Origin of the sequence: Qingshengfaniella alkalisoli (assembly GCF_007855645.1) — a bacterium.
GTDB classification, from domain to species: domain Bacteria; phylum Pseudomonadota; class Alphaproteobacteria; order Rhodobacterales; family Rhodobacteraceae; genus Qingshengfaniella; species Qingshengfaniella alkalisoli.
The window spans coordinates 1,644,319-1,658,347 of sequence record NZ_CP042261.1 but is presented as its reverse complement, the minus strand read 5'-3'; the positions used below and the strand labels follow the sequence as shown (position 1 = coordinate 1,658,347).

Here is a 14,029-nt window from a genome sequence, read left to right as displayed (position 1 = left end):
GGCGGGTTAATCAATTGGATCAGTACTTGCCGATGCTTTGCAGGACACGATCAAGGCGGATGCCTTGTTCGCTGCCAATTGCCGGAGCGTTGCGCACGGAATTGTAATAAGCAGACGGATCATAGGCCGTAACCGGCAGGTTAAGATAATCGACCGTCAACTGCCCCATTGCGGCGAGCAGAGAGTAGTAGGCGATGTATTCCTGTGCGGTTGCGTCGATGCGGTCGGCACGAGCGTTCAGCAATTCCTGTTCGGCATTCAGCACGTCCAGCGTGGTGCGTGAGCCCAGCGTGGCTTCTTCCCGGGTACCGTCAAAGGCGATCTGTGCGGCTTCGATCTGACGGCCCGTAGCTTCCAGCGTTGCGCGGGCGACCTCGGCATTGGCCCAAGCAACCCCCAAACGTTCTGCAATACTGGACGATGTTTGAAGCAGGTTGGCGCGGTTCTGGTCACGCTGCGCGCGGGCTTGGCGGAAGACGGAATTCAGCGCGCCACCGCGATAGATCGGTCCGCCGAAACTGATACCGGCACGGGCGCTGGGTTCCAGGTTTCCATCGCTGGACTGCTGGTCCGAATAGCCGACCGATGCGCTGGCAGACAGCGATGGCATGACGGCTGCTTCGGCGCGAGACATATTCAACTCCGCCACCGTGACGAGGTGTTGCGCTTCAAGAATTCTGGGATGCGTACGCAACGCGACGGTGCGGGCTTCGGCTTCCGTTGCCGGCACGCGGGGCAGGGCTGGCGGGGGGGCAAGGTCGCCGGGGTAGCGTCCAACAGCGAGACGATAGTTTTCGCGAGCGACTTCCAAATCGCCTTCCGCCGAACTCAGATTGGCTTCGGCGAGCGCCAAGCGCGACTGCGCCTGTGCAACATCGGTACGCGTAACCTCACCGACTTCGAAACGGTCTTGTGCGGCACGTACTTCTTCCTGAAGGACGCGAACGTTGCTTTGGCCAAGATTGACGAATTCAAGCGCCCGACGCACGGACATATAGGCTGCAACTGCGTCCAGAAAAACCGATTGCTCCTGTGCGATCAGCGACTCGCGCGCCGACAGGACTGATTCCTTGGCGGCTTCGATTGCAACCCGGTTACGTCCAAACTCGTAGATCGTCAGATCCGAGGTTAGCTCCAGCGTATTGTACGCGACTGTATTGTCGTTATCGAAATCTTGCTGAAATTGACGTGAAACGCCGTAATCGAGCGTGGGACGCAAAACCGCGACAGCTTGCGCGACATCTTCATCCGCTGCGCGCAGCACGGCACGGTTCTGTTCCAAAAGGTGACTGTTGTTATACGCCGATACCAACGCGTCGGTCAGGGTCTCCGAGATTGCCTGCGTCGCTGTGATGGCAACCAGCGCGGTTGCCAGAATTCGGGTCTTCGTCAGGGAAGGTCGTCTCGTCATCGTCTCACTGCTCCTGCCTGCGCTGGCGTTACTATACCTTATCTACAGCGCAAATTCTGTTTCTTTTCCGAAGCCGTCGAGCACTGGCGCGCTGGCATTGAACTCGTATCGCCATGTGATCTGTCCATCGATCTTGTGGCCGATCCGAACGACGCCCAACTCGTTTTCGGCGAACACAGCTGCAACGCGGCCGCCTTCCTTGAGTTGGTCAGATAGCGCGTCCGGGAATCGTTCAATAGCTCCTTCAACCATGATCGCATCATATGGGCCGTGTTTTGGGGCGCCTTCAAAGAGCGGGGCGTTGATAACCGCCGCGTTGTCGACGCCTTGCTCTCCGAGCGTTGTTTCGGCTTCGTTTGCGAGTTGCGCGTCCACCTCGAGCGCGACCACCGCTTCGACGATATGCGCTATGACGGCGGTTGAATAACCCAGCCCGCATCCGAGATCCAACACAAGCTCATCCCCGCGCAGGTTCAGCCCGTTGAGCATCTTCGAGAAAGTGCGCGGTTCCAACAGGTACCGACCATTCCCGAGCGGCATATTCTCTCCGAGATAGGCCGTTTCTTGTTTTTCGGCAGGAACATAGACCTCGCGGGGGATATTCAGCATCGCTTCGATGATCGGAAACTGTGTGACATCGGACGGACGGACCTGCGTATCGACCATGGTTACGCGGCGGCTGGCAAAGTCGGGCATAGGACTAAACTCATTCGTCTAGTTTCGTTGACAGAGCAATGGCACAACTGGCCCGATTGGGCAATACACGAGCCGTTAGGAAAGCATCTTGCGTGTCTGCACCGCATAAGCTAGAGACCGCCATGCACCATTCGAGGCGAGTTGGCGGAGTGGTGACGCAGCGGATTGCAAATCCGTGTACACCGGTTCGATTCCGGTACTCGCCTCCAAATCATCCATGAACCACTTTTCGGTGGGTTTTTCTTACCCCCCAGTATACCAGCCTACCTGCTGGTTCTGCAGTGTTCTCGTCTGTAGATCTTTCCCGTGGCACTAGTTCTGTGCTTATGTCAGCTTCCTATTCCCTTCCGGTTTCGCCTGTAACCTCTATAGATTGTACAGTGACCGGAAAGACGGATATGTCGTCGTCAAATCCCGGGCGCATGTCTTGAAAGCGGAGCAGGATTTCAATCAGAACGTTTTCAGATTTATCCCGGAAGCGGAGATAGTCTTGTGAAGAGTTGGCTGCTATCCAACCACTTCGGTATCGCTGCGACCTCCGAAAACACGCAGACCCCGCCTTCATTCAACCCGAAGCACCATAGAATTCCATGCGGCGTGCTGCGGAGCATTTTCCAATCTCCTTAAAACCGGTATCGCAAGCTCGCAGTCGCTGTCCGTCCTTCGTAGCGGTAGCAGTAACCCGCGCTACAGGTCTGGCCCGTTTCGTCGAAGACGTTCTTGACGTTCACTTGCAGGTGTAACCCTTCAAGGTCCGGGCTTCGAAAGTCATAGGAGAGGGCTAGATCGGCAAATACGAAATCGTCGTTCTTGAACGTATTTTCGTCGTCGCCCCAGCTTTCGCCGATATATCGTAAACCACCGCCGAAGCCGAACCCGGCCAGCGGCCCACGTTGCGGTTCGTAGAACGCCCAGATAGATCCTGTATGATGAGGCGTGGCGGACAATTGATTGCCCTTGGTGTCCGTGGCCCCCTTCTCGATTTCTATGTCGAGATAGCTATACGCAGCCGTCATCCTGATGCTGTCGCTGAAGTTTGCAGTGCCCTCTAGTTCGAAGCCACGCGAGCGCAAATCGAACTGGCGTTGCTTGTTGATGCCCGTCGAGGTGTCGAACACCACCCCGTCCCGCTGCTCGATGTCGAAGATGGAGGCGGTGATCAGACTTTCTGTGCCAGGCAGTTGATACTTGATCCCGATTTCCTTCTGCAGACCGATGGTGGGATCGGCGGGACGGCTGAGATCGGAAGTCACGTCGTCATAGACCGCACCCACGTTCGGCGAGAATGAACTCGATAGGTTTGCGAATGGCGTCAAGCCGTTCAGCATCGCGTAGGACACGCCGATGCGACCTGAAAACGCCTCGTCATCCGTGTTGGTCTCCGTCCGGTCGGCGGCAATAGATGTCGTATCAACCCAATCGTAGCGACCGCTGAGGAACAGGGTCCACGACCCGGCTTGCATCTGGTCATGGGCATATACGCCGATCTGTTCCATCTCTTGGCCGCCAGAGTAGGGTGGATCCAACGCGGCGGTTTCCTGGGCAGAGACATAGCCGACCGCCGATGCAGCGTCATAATCCGATGCGGTGTAATCGATCCCCGTGATCAGCGTGTGATCGATAGAACCTGTTGAAAACCTGTACTCTGCCAGGGTGTCCACGGTGAAGACTTCCATGTCTTCGGTATAGTGGCCCCAGTAGCGTGCGAGATCAGTGCCAGCCGGGTAGTAGCCGCTGTATTCTAGGTCCGCATCGACATAGGAATAGCGCAGGTTTTGGCGCAGTGTGATGTCCTCGGACAGATCGTGTTCTACTTCGTATCCGATGCGGTATTGGGTCTGGTCGAAATCGTTATAGTCCGGGTCGCCCTGGTACAGGTCGGACGCCTCGCCATAGCTCGGGTTATAATACGAGGCAGTTCCACCGACCGTCGATTGAGCGTATTCGCCCAACAATGTGACGCGGGTGCGGTCGGTTAATTCGTACGTCAAGGCAGGTGCGAGCAATGCCAGATCGTCGGAATATCCGTCCAGGGGAGTATCCGCATCCCGCAACACACCGGTCAGCCGATACTTCAGCCGCCCATTTTCAGTCGCCGGGCCAGTAAAATCAAACGCAGCTTCGGCGCGATTTTCCGTCCCGCCCGTGAGGACTACTTCGCGAAATGTCTCTTCTTTTGGTCTTTTTGAAACGGTGTTGACCAGCCCCCCCGGACCGCTAACCCCGTAAAGTGATGATGCTGGGCCTTTAAGTATGGACACGGCCTCGAATGTGTACGGATCGTTGCGATACCATGCTGACGGGCCATTGACTTGCCGTAGTCCATCGCGGAACAGGCCCGTATAATAAGCTGGGAAACCCCGTAGGTAGAATGCGTCATAGCGGCTGTCAAAAGCGAAGTTGCCAACTGAAACACCCGATGAATACCCCAGTGTCTCCAGAAGTGTACGGGGCTCCTGATCCTCGACCTGGTCCTGGGTGACGACGCCGATCGACTGAGGAATAGTTGCGATTTGCGAATCGACCTTTGTCGCCTGCCGACCAGATTCGGCAACATATCCGTCTTGCAGCAGGGTCGCGTCGCTTTCAGATTCGATTACGATCGGGTTCAGCACGATAACGTCCGTGTTCTGTGCATGAACCGCCGTTCCCGACCCGACGGCGACCGCGATTGCAACTCTCGCCAATGTCATCCTGATAAAATCCCTCTGCTTTTCCACCATCTCCCACGTCAAATTCTAAATGGCAAACGAAAATTGTCAGGAAATGCGTGCCCTCGACCCTGACGGTTACTGGATCGAGCTTGTTGCGCCGGGGCGCATGCGGGCGCTTGTTGGTGCGCATCGGGTGGTGTGATGTCGGACGGGCGGGTCTGCGGCCCGCCCCTTGCGATCAGTTGGCCGCGCCTGCCTGTGGGATCGGGAACAGCACGTCATAGGCCCAGTTAAAGACGAAGGCGTAGATCAGGTAGAAGAACGCGAAGGACGCATCCATCAGAAGCGCTTCGATCAGCGGGATCTGCAGATACCAGGCGATGAAGGGCAGCAGCACCAGAAGCAGGCCGATCTCGAAGACCAGCGCGTGGCCGACCCGGATGGCGGGTGTCTTGCGCACATCTCCGCGCAGCCGCAACATCGCGTGGTCGAAGCCCAGATTGTAGATGTAGTTCCATGCCGTCGCGATCGTCGCGCTGACCACGGCGACCACGCCTATCTCGTGCATGGGGGTCCCGAAGATCCAGGCCCCCATCGGCGTGACGATCAGCAATCCGATGATCTCGAAAGAAATGGCGTGACGGATCCGGTCTTTTGTCTTGCGCATGGCAATCCCCAATGTCTCTCGGGTCGTCCCGAACATCGATCCCGCATCGGGGGAGGTCGTCCTCTCTTTCAGGCAAGGTAGTCGTTTGGGTGCGGGGTTCAAGGTGTTTGGGCCGCCTCGACGCCTCGACAAGATGCGTATAAACCGGCAAAAGCGGCATCTTTCGGCCAGGACGCATTGAAATGCGCCCCGTCAGGCGTGATATGCGATGCTCAAAACGGAGTTTTCAATGACAGATCGGCAGCCCCCCGGAAGGCGGCCTTCGCTTTCGATGCCGATCATCCGTATTGCCGCGGACCTGAACGGGACCGGCACCCTGACCGTGGGCAATCTGCTTGCGGCATTGGGGGAGCGGTCCTTCGGCTGGGCGATCGTTCTGTTCTCGCTGCTGACGCTGCTGCCCCTGCCGCCCGGGTCTTCGCTGATCACCGGGCTGCCCGCGCTGCTGGCCACCATCCAGATGGCGCTGGGATTTCACTATGTGCGCCTGCCCGGCCGTTTGGCGCGGATCCGGATCAAGCATGACACCCTGCGCCGCACGCTGCTGCGCCTGCGTCCCATCACCCGCCGGCTGGAACGCATCCTGTCGCCCCGTTACGGTCGCATGTTCTCGGCCAGGCTGGAACAACCCCTCGGCATCATGCTGTTCATCATCAGCGTCGCGCTGTTCCTGCCCGTGCCGCTGAGCGGCTGGTTCCCGGCGATTTCGCTGTTCATCGTGGGCGTCGGGCTGATCGAGCGCGACGGGCTGGTCGTCATCCTCGGCCTGGTATCGGGCACCATCGCGGTGCTGCTGACGCTGATCCTGATCCTGTCTTTTGCCAGCGGTGCCGAAGGGTTGATCCGGTAGCCGGACAGAACGCGCACCCGAAAGGGAGCGTTTCTCGAAGGGTTCAGCTGCCTGGAAAATAAAGGCGGCGACCCCAGGGAGGAGGAAGGGGCCGCCGCGTATTTCCAAGGCTCAGGGAGGAGGAGAGCCTTAGGAAACGATGTGGCGCATCGCTGCGCCGTTGTCCCTTATCTGCCATTCGCCGCACCGCAGAACAACGCACAGTTATGCAAACCAGCTTTGGCCACAGCGCATAGCAGGAAATCAACCACCCGGACGCCCCCCTGACGATGTGGCGCTGTCATTGGGCAGGCGGCCTTGCGGTTGCTGCGGGCATAAATCCGCAAAAAATTATCTTGGGCGCGGGTATGGAGCTTCCTGAAGGCGCACAAGATTTGCCTGCAAAGATAGTTTGGGTAGATCGCCTACTGCCCGAAGCTAGGTGACTTTCGGACTTCGACAGTCATTCCCATTGTAAATGCCCATTGTAAATGGCCAGTATACTGGCTCCGAACGTAAAGAGTCCTCGTTTTAGAGCATCATTGCCTGCAGTTGCTTTGTCGCTTACCCTTCGTAATGGTTTCAGGCTTCTATAGGTAAAATGGTCATCGTGGAGCCTGACAGGATGACGTCGCACGGGTGGAAACTAGATGACGAACAATGCATTGAACCCTAAGAGTTTTACGCCCCAGGATCAGGTAGACATTCTTCGCGAACGGATGGGGCAGGCGATCATCGGGCAACGGGACGTGATCGAACGGTTGCTCATCGGCCTTCTGGCGAATGGGAACCTACTGGTTGAAGGTCTGCCGGGCCTTGCGAAGACGCGGGCGATCAAGGCATTGGCGAAAAACCTGCAATGTGATTTCAGTCGAATTCAGTTTACGCCCGACCTGCTGCCCTCCGACGTGACCGGAACAGAGGTCTACTACCAGACCGACAGCGGATCGGAGTTCCGGTTCGAGCCGGGGCCCATCTTTGCCAACATCGTTCTAGCCGATGAAATCAACCGCGCCCCTGCCAAGGTACAGGCTGCGCTGTTGGAAGCGATGGAAGAACGTCAGGTCACGGTGGCAGGCAAAACCCACAAGATGCCCCCGCTCTTCATGGTCATGGCCACCCAGAATCCCATCGAACAGGAAGGAACTTATCCGCTGCCCGAGGCGCAGATGGACCGTTTTCTGATGCATGTTAGCATTGCCTATCCGCCGGTCGAGGACGAGGTGGAGGTGATCCGTTTGGTCCGTGGCGAAGAGATTGCGGCAAATGCACCGCCCGCGGAAGCCGGATCTGCATCAAAGCCCACAACTGTCTCGCAAGATGCTATTTTTGCAGCGCGCCATGAAATTGGGGCGATTCATGTGTCGGACGCGATGGAGCGCTATATGGCCGACTTGGTCAATGCGACGCGCGTGCCGGAATCATTTGGGAATGATCTGCAACGTTGGATCGAGGTCGGTGCCAGCCCGCGCGCATCGCTGGCGCTTGATCGCTGTGGTCGAACGCATGCGTGGCTTGCTGGCCGGGACTATGTCGATCCGGAAGACATCCGTGCGATTGCGCCGGATGTCATGCGGCACAGGCTTGGGCTGAGCTACGAGGCACAGGGCGAAGGTGTATCGGCTGACACGGCCGTTGCGGAAATCCTGCGTCAGGTGGCGCTGCCATAGGAGATGCTATGCGCGATACCGCCGCACGAACCCGAACCGGAACCCTGCGACCAGTGGAAACGCCGGAGACAGATCCACGTATCCACGTCACGCTTGACCATCTTCGGTCGTTGGAGGGGCGTGCGCGAAGCTTGAGTTTTATGCCGCGCCAGCCCGCGCGTTCCGTGCTGAACGGGCGTCACGCGTCGCGGTTGCGTGGGCGCGGGCTGAACTTTGAAGAACTACGGGATTATATGCCGGGCGACGATGTGCGTTCGATCGACTGGAAGGTCACGGCGCGGACGGGCAGCCCGCATGTGCGAGTGATGACCGAAGAACGCGACCGCCCTGCCTTCATCGTCGTTGATCAACGCATGTCCATGTTTTTTGGATCACAGTTGAACATGAAATCCGTCACTGCCGCAGAAGCGGCGGGTCTGGCGGCGTTTCGGATTCTTGATCAAGGGGACCGCGTGGGCGGGATCGTGGTCGGCGATGACAGTATCGCGGAAATCCGTCCGCAGCGCAGTCGCAGGACGCTCAACCGTTTCTTGACTGCGCTGGCAGATGCGAATGCGGCACTGCGTGCGGACGCGCCAACGGTGAAGCCGGTTCATCTGTCGACGGTCTTGCGCCATGTGGCGCGGATCGCACCGCGTAATCATCTCATCATCGTTCTCAGTGACTTTGCGGGCGCGGATGACGACACTCATCGCATCGTGTCGGCGATTGCGAGACGTAACGACCTGGTGTTGTGTCTTGTGTCCGACCCGTTGGCTGCGGATTTTCCGGAAGGGATGCGACTGGTTGTTTCAGATGGTCAGCTGCAGGCCGAGATCGACACGGGAACCGCTTCCGCAAGGCGAGACCTGCATGATTTTGTCACGGGACGGCTAGCGACGATCCTTGATTGGCAGCGGACCTTGGGTGTGCCGGTCTTGCCGCTTTCGTCCGGCGAGGAAACCTTGCCTCAAATGCGGCGCTTGATGGGCTTGGGGCCGCGATGACCGTGTTAGCACAAGCCGCACCCCAGTCGCAGGATGTGCCCGATGCGGCGCGGGAGAACCTGGTCGATCTGATTCAGCGGCTTAGCGAGCCCCCGGAACCGGCCCCGATTGCCATGACACCGCAAACGCCCGGGTGGTTGGTCTTGGGCGGCTTCTTTTTGGTGCTTGTTTCGTGGCTACTCTGGCGATGGTTAGACCTCCGACGCCGCAATGCCTATCGCCGCGCGGCGCTTGCGGAGTTGGAGCGCGCAAAGTCCGACCCCGCGCAGATAGCGGAAATTCTGCGCCGCACTGCGCTTGCGGCATATCCTCGTGAGCAGGTTGCCGGGCTTTCAGGTTCCCCTTGGTTGGAGTTTCTCGACAATTGCGGGGCAGGGGTGCTTTTCGGCGAAACGGTCGGGCAGGAACTTCTGGTCGCCCCCTATCGTAAAGATGCGCCGGCGTCGGTTGACCTTTTCAATGCCGCTGAGCAATGGGTTCGCAAACATCGTGTCGAAAAGGGTAGTCCGTCACGCGCGCGCTTTCGCAGACGTCAGGAGGCCGTGACATGATCAGCTTTGCCGGGCTGTGGGCATTCCTTCTGTTGCCGCTGCCTTGGCTGGTCTGGCGGTTTACGCCGCCGCATCGCGAGAAGGTTCCCGCGCTGCGCTTCCCGTTCTTTCGGCATATCGCGGACGCAGCGGGGGTCGAGGCGCGTGCTGGTGCCGTGGTGCTGTCTCGCCGCCGCATCCAGACGATTGCCGCCTGCCTGATATGGGTGTTGCTCGTGCTTGCCCTGGCACGGCCGGAGCGTGTCGGTCAGCCCGTTGAGGAGACGCAAGCAGCCCGCGATGTGGTACTGGCAATTGACATCTCCGGATCGATGGATGCGCGGGATTTCGCGACCCCTGGTGATGATCGCGTCCAGCGTCTCGCTGGCGTCCGCCAGGTGGTGAAGAGTTTCGTGGAGGGACGCGACGGAGATCGGATGGCGCTGATCGTTTTCGGATCGGCGGCGTACCTGCAAACTCCCCTGACGGATGATCTGGACACCATTCTCGAACTGCTCGACCGGACAGAAGTTGGCATGGCAGGCCCTCACACCGCGCTGGGGGACGCGATCGGGTTGTCGATCCGCACCTTCGAGAGTAGCGATATCGACCAGCGACTTTTGATCCTTCTGTCCGATGGCAGTGATACTGCGAGCCGGATGAGCCCACTCAACGCTGCGTCCATAGCCGCGCAGAGGGATGTCGAAATCTACGCGATTGGCGTGGGCGACCCAAACGCCACGGGTGAAGATCGCGTGGATCTGACCACCTTGCAGGACATCGCGGCGCAGACTGGCGGGCAGTATTTCTATGCGGAGGACGAGGATACGCTGCAAGGTGTCTATGACCGGATTGACGAACTGGCACCACGCAAGGTCGAAACGCTTTCTTTCCGACCTCGGCAATCGCTGTCATGGATGCCGCTAGGGTTCGCAGGTTTGCTTGGTTTTGCAACTGTTGCGTTCCTGCGTTTTGGAACGCGCCGTTCACATATCCTTTGGAGGGCTGAGGAATGACGTCCTTGTTTCTCTTCTTCGAGGCGTTTCATTTTCTGCGTCCGTTTTGGCTGCTCCTGGTGCCTGCGGTGCTGACGCTGTGGTGGATGATCCGACGGGCTGAAACGCGCCGAGACGTTCCCAACGACGGTATCGCCCCGCATCTTAGAGCGGCGCTGATCTTAGGTGCGAAGGACAGAAGAAGGAGTCTGCCCATCGATGGTGTGACACTGGGGGTCATCCTGTGTGCGCTTGGTGCGGCTGGTCCCACATGGTCGCGATTGCCTGATCCCTTCGCCGCGCAGTCTGCACCTGTTGTCGTCGTCCTGAAGGTCACCGATACGATGGAGGAGGACGATGTCGCCCCGTCACGGCTGGAGCGCGGCAAGCAGAAGATACGTGACTTTCTGGACTTGCGGGCCGGTGCGCGCACCGCACTCGTGGCCTATGCTGGCACCGCACATGTCGTCTTGCCCATGACGGAGGATCCCAGCGTGATGCGGCCCTATCTGGAAGGGCTGTCACCCGACATCATGCCCCAAAAGGGTGAGGTTGCCGCCGACGCACTTGCGCTTGCGCAGTCGGTTCTGGCCGATGAAGCCGATACGGGCGGGGTATTGATTGTCACTGACGGCATTGATCCGGCGGATGTGGACACCCTGAATGCCACCGGGTCCGGCGTGGCGGTTCTGTCCATGTTACCTGAAGGTGTGCGTGATCGTGGGCTAGATGCGTTGTCGATTCCGTTGGTGGAAGTTACCCCCGATGGTGGCGACCTTCGTCGTCTGGACGGGCTGCTCAACGCGGCGTATCGACGGGCGGCGCTTGAGAACACCGAGCAGCCTTGGCTTGACCGCGCTTACTGGCTGGCATGGCCTGCCGCGCTGATCGTCCTGCTGTGGTTCCGTCGCGGCTGGACGATGCGCTGGCTTGTTCTGGCGACGCTGGCATACGGTGCGGCCGCCCCGAACCCCTCCCGTGCCGATGGGGTGGTGGACTGGTTCCTGACGCCCGACCAGCAAGGGCAAATCGCATTCAACCGCCGGAATTTCGTGGATGCGTCGGAGTTGTTCGAAGACCCGTTGTGGCGCGGCTATGCGCTGTATCGGTCTGGGCAGTACGAGGACTCGATAGAGGTTCTGGCTCGGCTTGATACCGCCCAAGCGTCCTTCATTCAGGGGATGGCGCAAATCAAATCCCGTTCCTACCGCGATGCCGTTCGCAGTTTCCAGACCACGCTTACCCGCGATCCCGATTATCCCGGGGCCGCAGACAATCTGAAGCTCGCAGAGCAAATCGTCGACTACGTGGAGGAGGCACGCGAGCAGTCGGACACGGGTGACGACGGTATCGGAGCGGATGAGGTCGTATTCGACAACGAGGCCAACAGGGGCGTGGATAGCCAGGTGGAGGTCCCGCAAGATGGCGGCGACGCCCCTCTGACTACCGAGCAGTGGATGAACACCGTGGATACGCAGACCTCCGACTTCTTGCGCATCCGGTTCGCCTTGGAAGCGGTTCAGGCATCGGCGTCGGATGCGGGACAGCCACAGGCGCAACCCGACGATATCGAGCCGGATACGACAGCGGAGGAAGCCGCGCAATGAACCGTCTGATTGGATTCATGGCCCTTGTCGCAGTTGCCTTGTTCAGCCCGGTTGCGCATGCGCAGGACGCCGAGGATAACCAAGCCAGCGCACCGGTCTTGCAGGTGACTTTCGATGAGACTGAGGCCGTCCCCGGCCAATCGCTTAGCCTGCGTTTGACAGTCCTGGTGCCCACCTTCATGCCGGAGCCGCCTATCTGGCCGACGATGGAAATACCCAATGTGTTGGTGCGCCTGCCAGAGGGATCAACCGGGCCGACTTCTGATCGGGTAGGCAGTGAAACATGGTCGGGCGTGACGCGTCACTATCGAATTTCTCCCATGGTTCCCGGAAGTTTCAGCATCCCCCCGCAAGATCTGGTCGTGACCTGGAGCGACCCGGAAACGAACGAGCCCATAAAGACCACCGTTCAGACCGGTGAAATCGCCTTTACAGGGGTTGTGCCAGAAGGTGCCGAAGGGCTGAACCCGTTCATCGCAGCGCAGGATCTGAGGTTGCAGCAGCAGGTCGTAGGCGATCCGCAAAGCATGACGCCGGGTGGCACCTTGAAGCGCATCGTGACCGCGCATGTAGACGGTGTGCCGCCAATGTTCGTGCCGCAACTTATTGTGCCACAGGATTTAACCGGTCTGGCAAGCTATCCGGATGAACCCTCGGTTGATGAGACGGATGATCGCGGCGTTCCCGGTGGTACTCGCACCGAAAGCGTGACCTATGTCGCTGAAAGTGGTGGCGGTGGAGTGATCCTGGATGTTTCGATTGATTGGTACAACACCGACACCGGGAACATCGAAACCGCGGTTGCTGAAGGGTTCGAAATCAAGGTGGACGGTCCGCCGGCAATGCTTGTGAAGGATCGGGACTGGCGGCTGATCGCACTGATTGTTGTGGCGGGTTTGGTCGGATTGATTATTCTGTTGCTGCTTGGCCGTCGCTTGATGAGACCTATCCGAAGGTGGCACGATGCGCGGCACGCAAACTATCTCGCTTCGGAACGATTTGCGTGGAAAGAACTGCGTCAGGTGATCGGCGAGCGGTCCTACGTGGGTCTCTTTCCGGCCTTAGACAGTTGGGCCGATCGAATGGACGGGGGGCGATCCACGCGTAAAGCCCGAGGTGCGGCAAGCGATTTACGCGTTGGGCGCTGGTCGCTATGGCCAGCAAGCACCGGACACAGCGGAGTTGCAGCATTGGAAGCGGCTCGAGGTGGCACTGTCCGATGCGCGGTCCGAGAACACAGGCAAGGCTGTCGATCAGGCGCTGCCGCCGCTAAATCCCGTCCACTAGAACGCCTCGGTCAAAATCGTCTTCACCCGGCTTTGTAATGCTGGGACGACGTCCCTGTCGAACCAGGGGTTGGCTTTCAGCCATCTAGTGTTGCGCCATGATGGGTGCGGCAGCAGGAAGGTTTCGGGTGCGTGCTTGCGCCACGTTCTGACAGCCTCCGTGACCGAACATCGAAGCCCCGTGTGACGGCGAATGGCGTATCCTCCGACGATGACGCGCAGCTTCACAACGCCGATGTCGTGCAAGCAATCCGCATGCCACGTGTCCCAGCAAATCGGCGGCGGTGGCAGGTCGCTGCCTTTCGCGGAATAGCCGGGGAAGCAAAAGCTCGTAGGCAGGATTGAAACCAGATCGCGGTCGTAGAACTGGGCCGCATCCATGCCTAGCCACGTTCGCAGACGATCGCCCGATCGGTCATGAAACGGGATGCCCTTCTGATGCACCTGCATGCCCGGTGCCTGCCCTGCGATCAGAATGGGTGTCTTCGCACGAAACCAGACGACCGGTCTGGGGCGATGCTGTGTGGCCGTCGCGGCAAAACGATCGCTGCAGATGCGGCACCGGGCGATCCGGTTCTGGAGCTTGGATGTGTCGGTCATGCTGCGGAACTTACGCATGCCCGGCAGTTCTGGCCATAGGGCATGTCTTGCCCTCAGAGCACGACATGACTAGGGGGAGGGCATCCACAAGCCCGACC

General features: G+C 59.1%; 12 protein-coding genes and 1 tRNA gene. 8 read left to right on the top strand and 5 right to left on the bottom strand.

What is annotated here, in order from left to right; translation table 11 throughout:
* Nucleotides 1-19: 19 nt before the first annotated feature.
* Nucleotides 20-1,411 (bottom strand): TolC family outer membrane protein, encoded by a 1,392-nt coding sequence (locus FPZ52_RS08315; RefSeq protein WP_146365004.1) that lies wholly within the window; start codon nucleotides 1,409-1,411, stop codon nucleotides 20-22.
* A 42-nt stretch (nucleotides 1,412-1,453) separates the two neighbouring features.
* A complete protein-coding gene (locus FPZ52_RS08310) occupies nucleotides 1,454-2,107 on the bottom strand; it encodes a protein-L-isoaspartate O-methyltransferase family protein (protein ID WP_146365003.1) in 654 nt (217 codons plus the stop codon).
* 135 nt (nucleotides 2,108-2,242) lie between these two features.
* Here FPZ52_RS08310 and FPZ52_RS08305 point away from each other — a divergent pair.
* Nucleotides 2,243-2,316: transfer RNA gene (locus FPZ52_RS08305), tRNA-Cys, on the top strand.
* A 414-nt stretch (nucleotides 2,317-2,730) separates the two neighbouring features.
* Here the strand turns inward: FPZ52_RS08305 and FPZ52_RS08300 are convergent.
* A complete protein-coding gene (locus FPZ52_RS08300) occupies nucleotides 2,731-4,800 on the bottom strand; it encodes a TonB-dependent siderophore receptor (protein ID WP_146365002.1) in 2,070 nt (689 codons plus the stop codon).
* A 199-nt stretch (nucleotides 4,801-4,999) separates the two neighbouring features.
* On the bottom strand, nucleotides 5,000-5,428 hold the full coding sequence (locus FPZ52_RS08295) for a PACE efflux transporter (protein ID WP_146365001.1): 429 nt from the start codon (nucleotides 5,426-5,428) through the stop codon (nucleotides 5,000-5,002).
* 271 nt (nucleotides 5,429-5,699) lie between these two features.
* Between FPZ52_RS08295 and FPZ52_RS08290 the strand changes: the two genes are divergently transcribed.
* The 7 genes from FPZ52_RS08290 to FPZ52_RS08260 all read left to right on the top strand — a co-directional run bounded on the left by FPZ52_RS08290 (nucleotide 5,700) and on the right by FPZ52_RS08260 (nucleotide 13,370).
* On the top strand, nucleotides 5,700-6,278 hold the full coding sequence (locus FPZ52_RS08290) for an exopolysaccharide biosynthesis protein (protein WP_240804328.1): 579 nt from the start codon (nucleotides 5,700-5,702) through the stop codon (nucleotides 6,276-6,278).
* Nucleotides 6,279-6,907: 629 nt separating this feature from the next.
* Entirely contained in the window at nucleotides 6,908-7,927 is a 1,020-nt protein-coding gene (locus tag FPZ52_RS08285) for an AAA family ATPase (protein WP_146364999.1), read from the top strand.
* 8 nt (nucleotides 7,928-7,935) lie between these two features.
* Nucleotides 7,936-8,913 (top strand): DUF58 domain-containing protein, encoded by a 978-nt coding sequence (locus tag FPZ52_RS08280; RefSeq protein WP_146364998.1) that lies wholly within the window; start codon nucleotides 7,936-7,938, stop codon nucleotides 8,911-8,913.
* Nucleotides 8,910-9,464 carry a DUF4381 domain-containing protein gene (locus tag FPZ52_RS08275; protein ID WP_146364997.1) on the top strand — a complete coding sequence of 185 codons (555 nt, stop codon included), beginning with the start codon at nucleotides 8,910-8,912 and terminating at the stop codon, nucleotides 9,462-9,464. Before FPZ52_RS08280 ends, FPZ52_RS08275 begins: the two co-directional genes overlap by 4 nt.
* Nucleotides 9,461-10,459 (top strand): VWA domain-containing protein, encoded by a 999-nt coding sequence (locus FPZ52_RS08270; RefSeq protein WP_146364996.1) that lies wholly within the window; start codon nucleotides 9,461-9,463, stop codon nucleotides 10,457-10,459. The genes FPZ52_RS08275 and FPZ52_RS08270 overlap by 4 nt, the downstream gene beginning before the upstream one ends.
* Nucleotides 10,456-12,045, top strand: a complete 1,590-nt coding sequence (locus FPZ52_RS08265) for a VWA domain-containing protein (protein WP_146364995.1) — start codon at nucleotides 10,456-10,458, stop codon at nucleotides 12,043-12,045. Before FPZ52_RS08270 ends, FPZ52_RS08265 begins: the two co-directional genes overlap by 4 nt.
* Entirely contained in the window at nucleotides 12,042-13,370 is a 1,329-nt protein-coding gene (locus FPZ52_RS08260) for a BatD family protein (RefSeq protein WP_146364994.1), read from the top strand. Before FPZ52_RS08265 ends, FPZ52_RS08260 begins: the two co-directional genes overlap by 4 nt.
* On the opposite strand, the gene FPZ52_RS08255 is transcribed toward FPZ52_RS08260, so the two are convergent.
* Nucleotides 13,329-13,949 (bottom strand): uracil-DNA glycosylase family protein, encoded by a 621-nt coding sequence (locus FPZ52_RS08255; protein ID WP_240804327.1) that lies wholly within the window; start codon nucleotides 13,947-13,949, stop codon nucleotides 13,329-13,331. The genes FPZ52_RS08260 and FPZ52_RS08255 overlap by 42 nt on opposite strands.
* Between the last annotated feature and the right edge of the window lie 80 nt (nucleotides 13,950-14,029).

Coding starts and splice junctions, on each gene's coding strand:
- FPZ52_RS08265 (WP_146364995.1), top strand. CDS start 10,456: ATGACGTCCTTGTTTCTCTTCTTCGAGGCGTTTCATTTTCTGCGTCCG.
- FPZ52_RS08275 (WP_146364997.1), top strand. CDS start 8,910: ATGACCGTGTTAGCACAAGCCGCACCCCAGTCGCAGGATGTGCCCGAT.
- FPZ52_RS08290 (WP_240804328.1), top strand. CDS start 5,700: ATGCCGATCATCCGTATTGCCGCGGACCTGAACGGGACCGGCACCCTG.
- FPZ52_RS08315 (WP_146365004.1), bottom strand. CDS start 1,411: ATGACGAGACGACCTTCCCTGACGAAGACCCGAATTCTGGCAACCGCG.
- FPZ52_RS08280 (WP_146364998.1), top strand. CDS start 7,936: ATGCGCGATACCGCCGCACGAACCCGAACCGGAACCCTGCGACCAGTG.
- FPZ52_RS08295 (WP_146365001.1), bottom strand. CDS start 5,428: ATGCGCAAGACAAAAGACCGGATCCGTCACGCCATTTCTTTCGAGATC.
- FPZ52_RS08260 (WP_146364994.1), top strand. CDS start 12,042: ATGAACCGTCTGATTGGATTCATGGCCCTTGTCGCAGTTGCCTTGTTC.
- FPZ52_RS08300 (WP_146365002.1), bottom strand. CDS start 4,800: ATGACATTGGCGAGAGTTGCAATCGCGGTCGCCGTCGGGTCGGGAACG.
- FPZ52_RS08270 (WP_146364996.1), top strand. CDS start 9,461: ATGATCAGCTTTGCCGGGCTGTGGGCATTCCTTCTGTTGCCGCTGCCT.
- FPZ52_RS08285 (WP_146364999.1), top strand. CDS start 6,908: ATGACGAACAATGCATTGAACCCTAAGAGTTTTACGCCCCAGGATCAG.
- FPZ52_RS08255 (WP_240804327.1), bottom strand. CDS start 13,949: ATGCGTAAGTTCCGCAGCATGACCGACACATCCAAGCTCCAGAACCGG.
- FPZ52_RS08310 (WP_146365003.1), bottom strand. CDS start 2,107: ATGCCCGACTTTGCCAGCCGCCGCGTAACCATGGTCGATACGCAGGTC.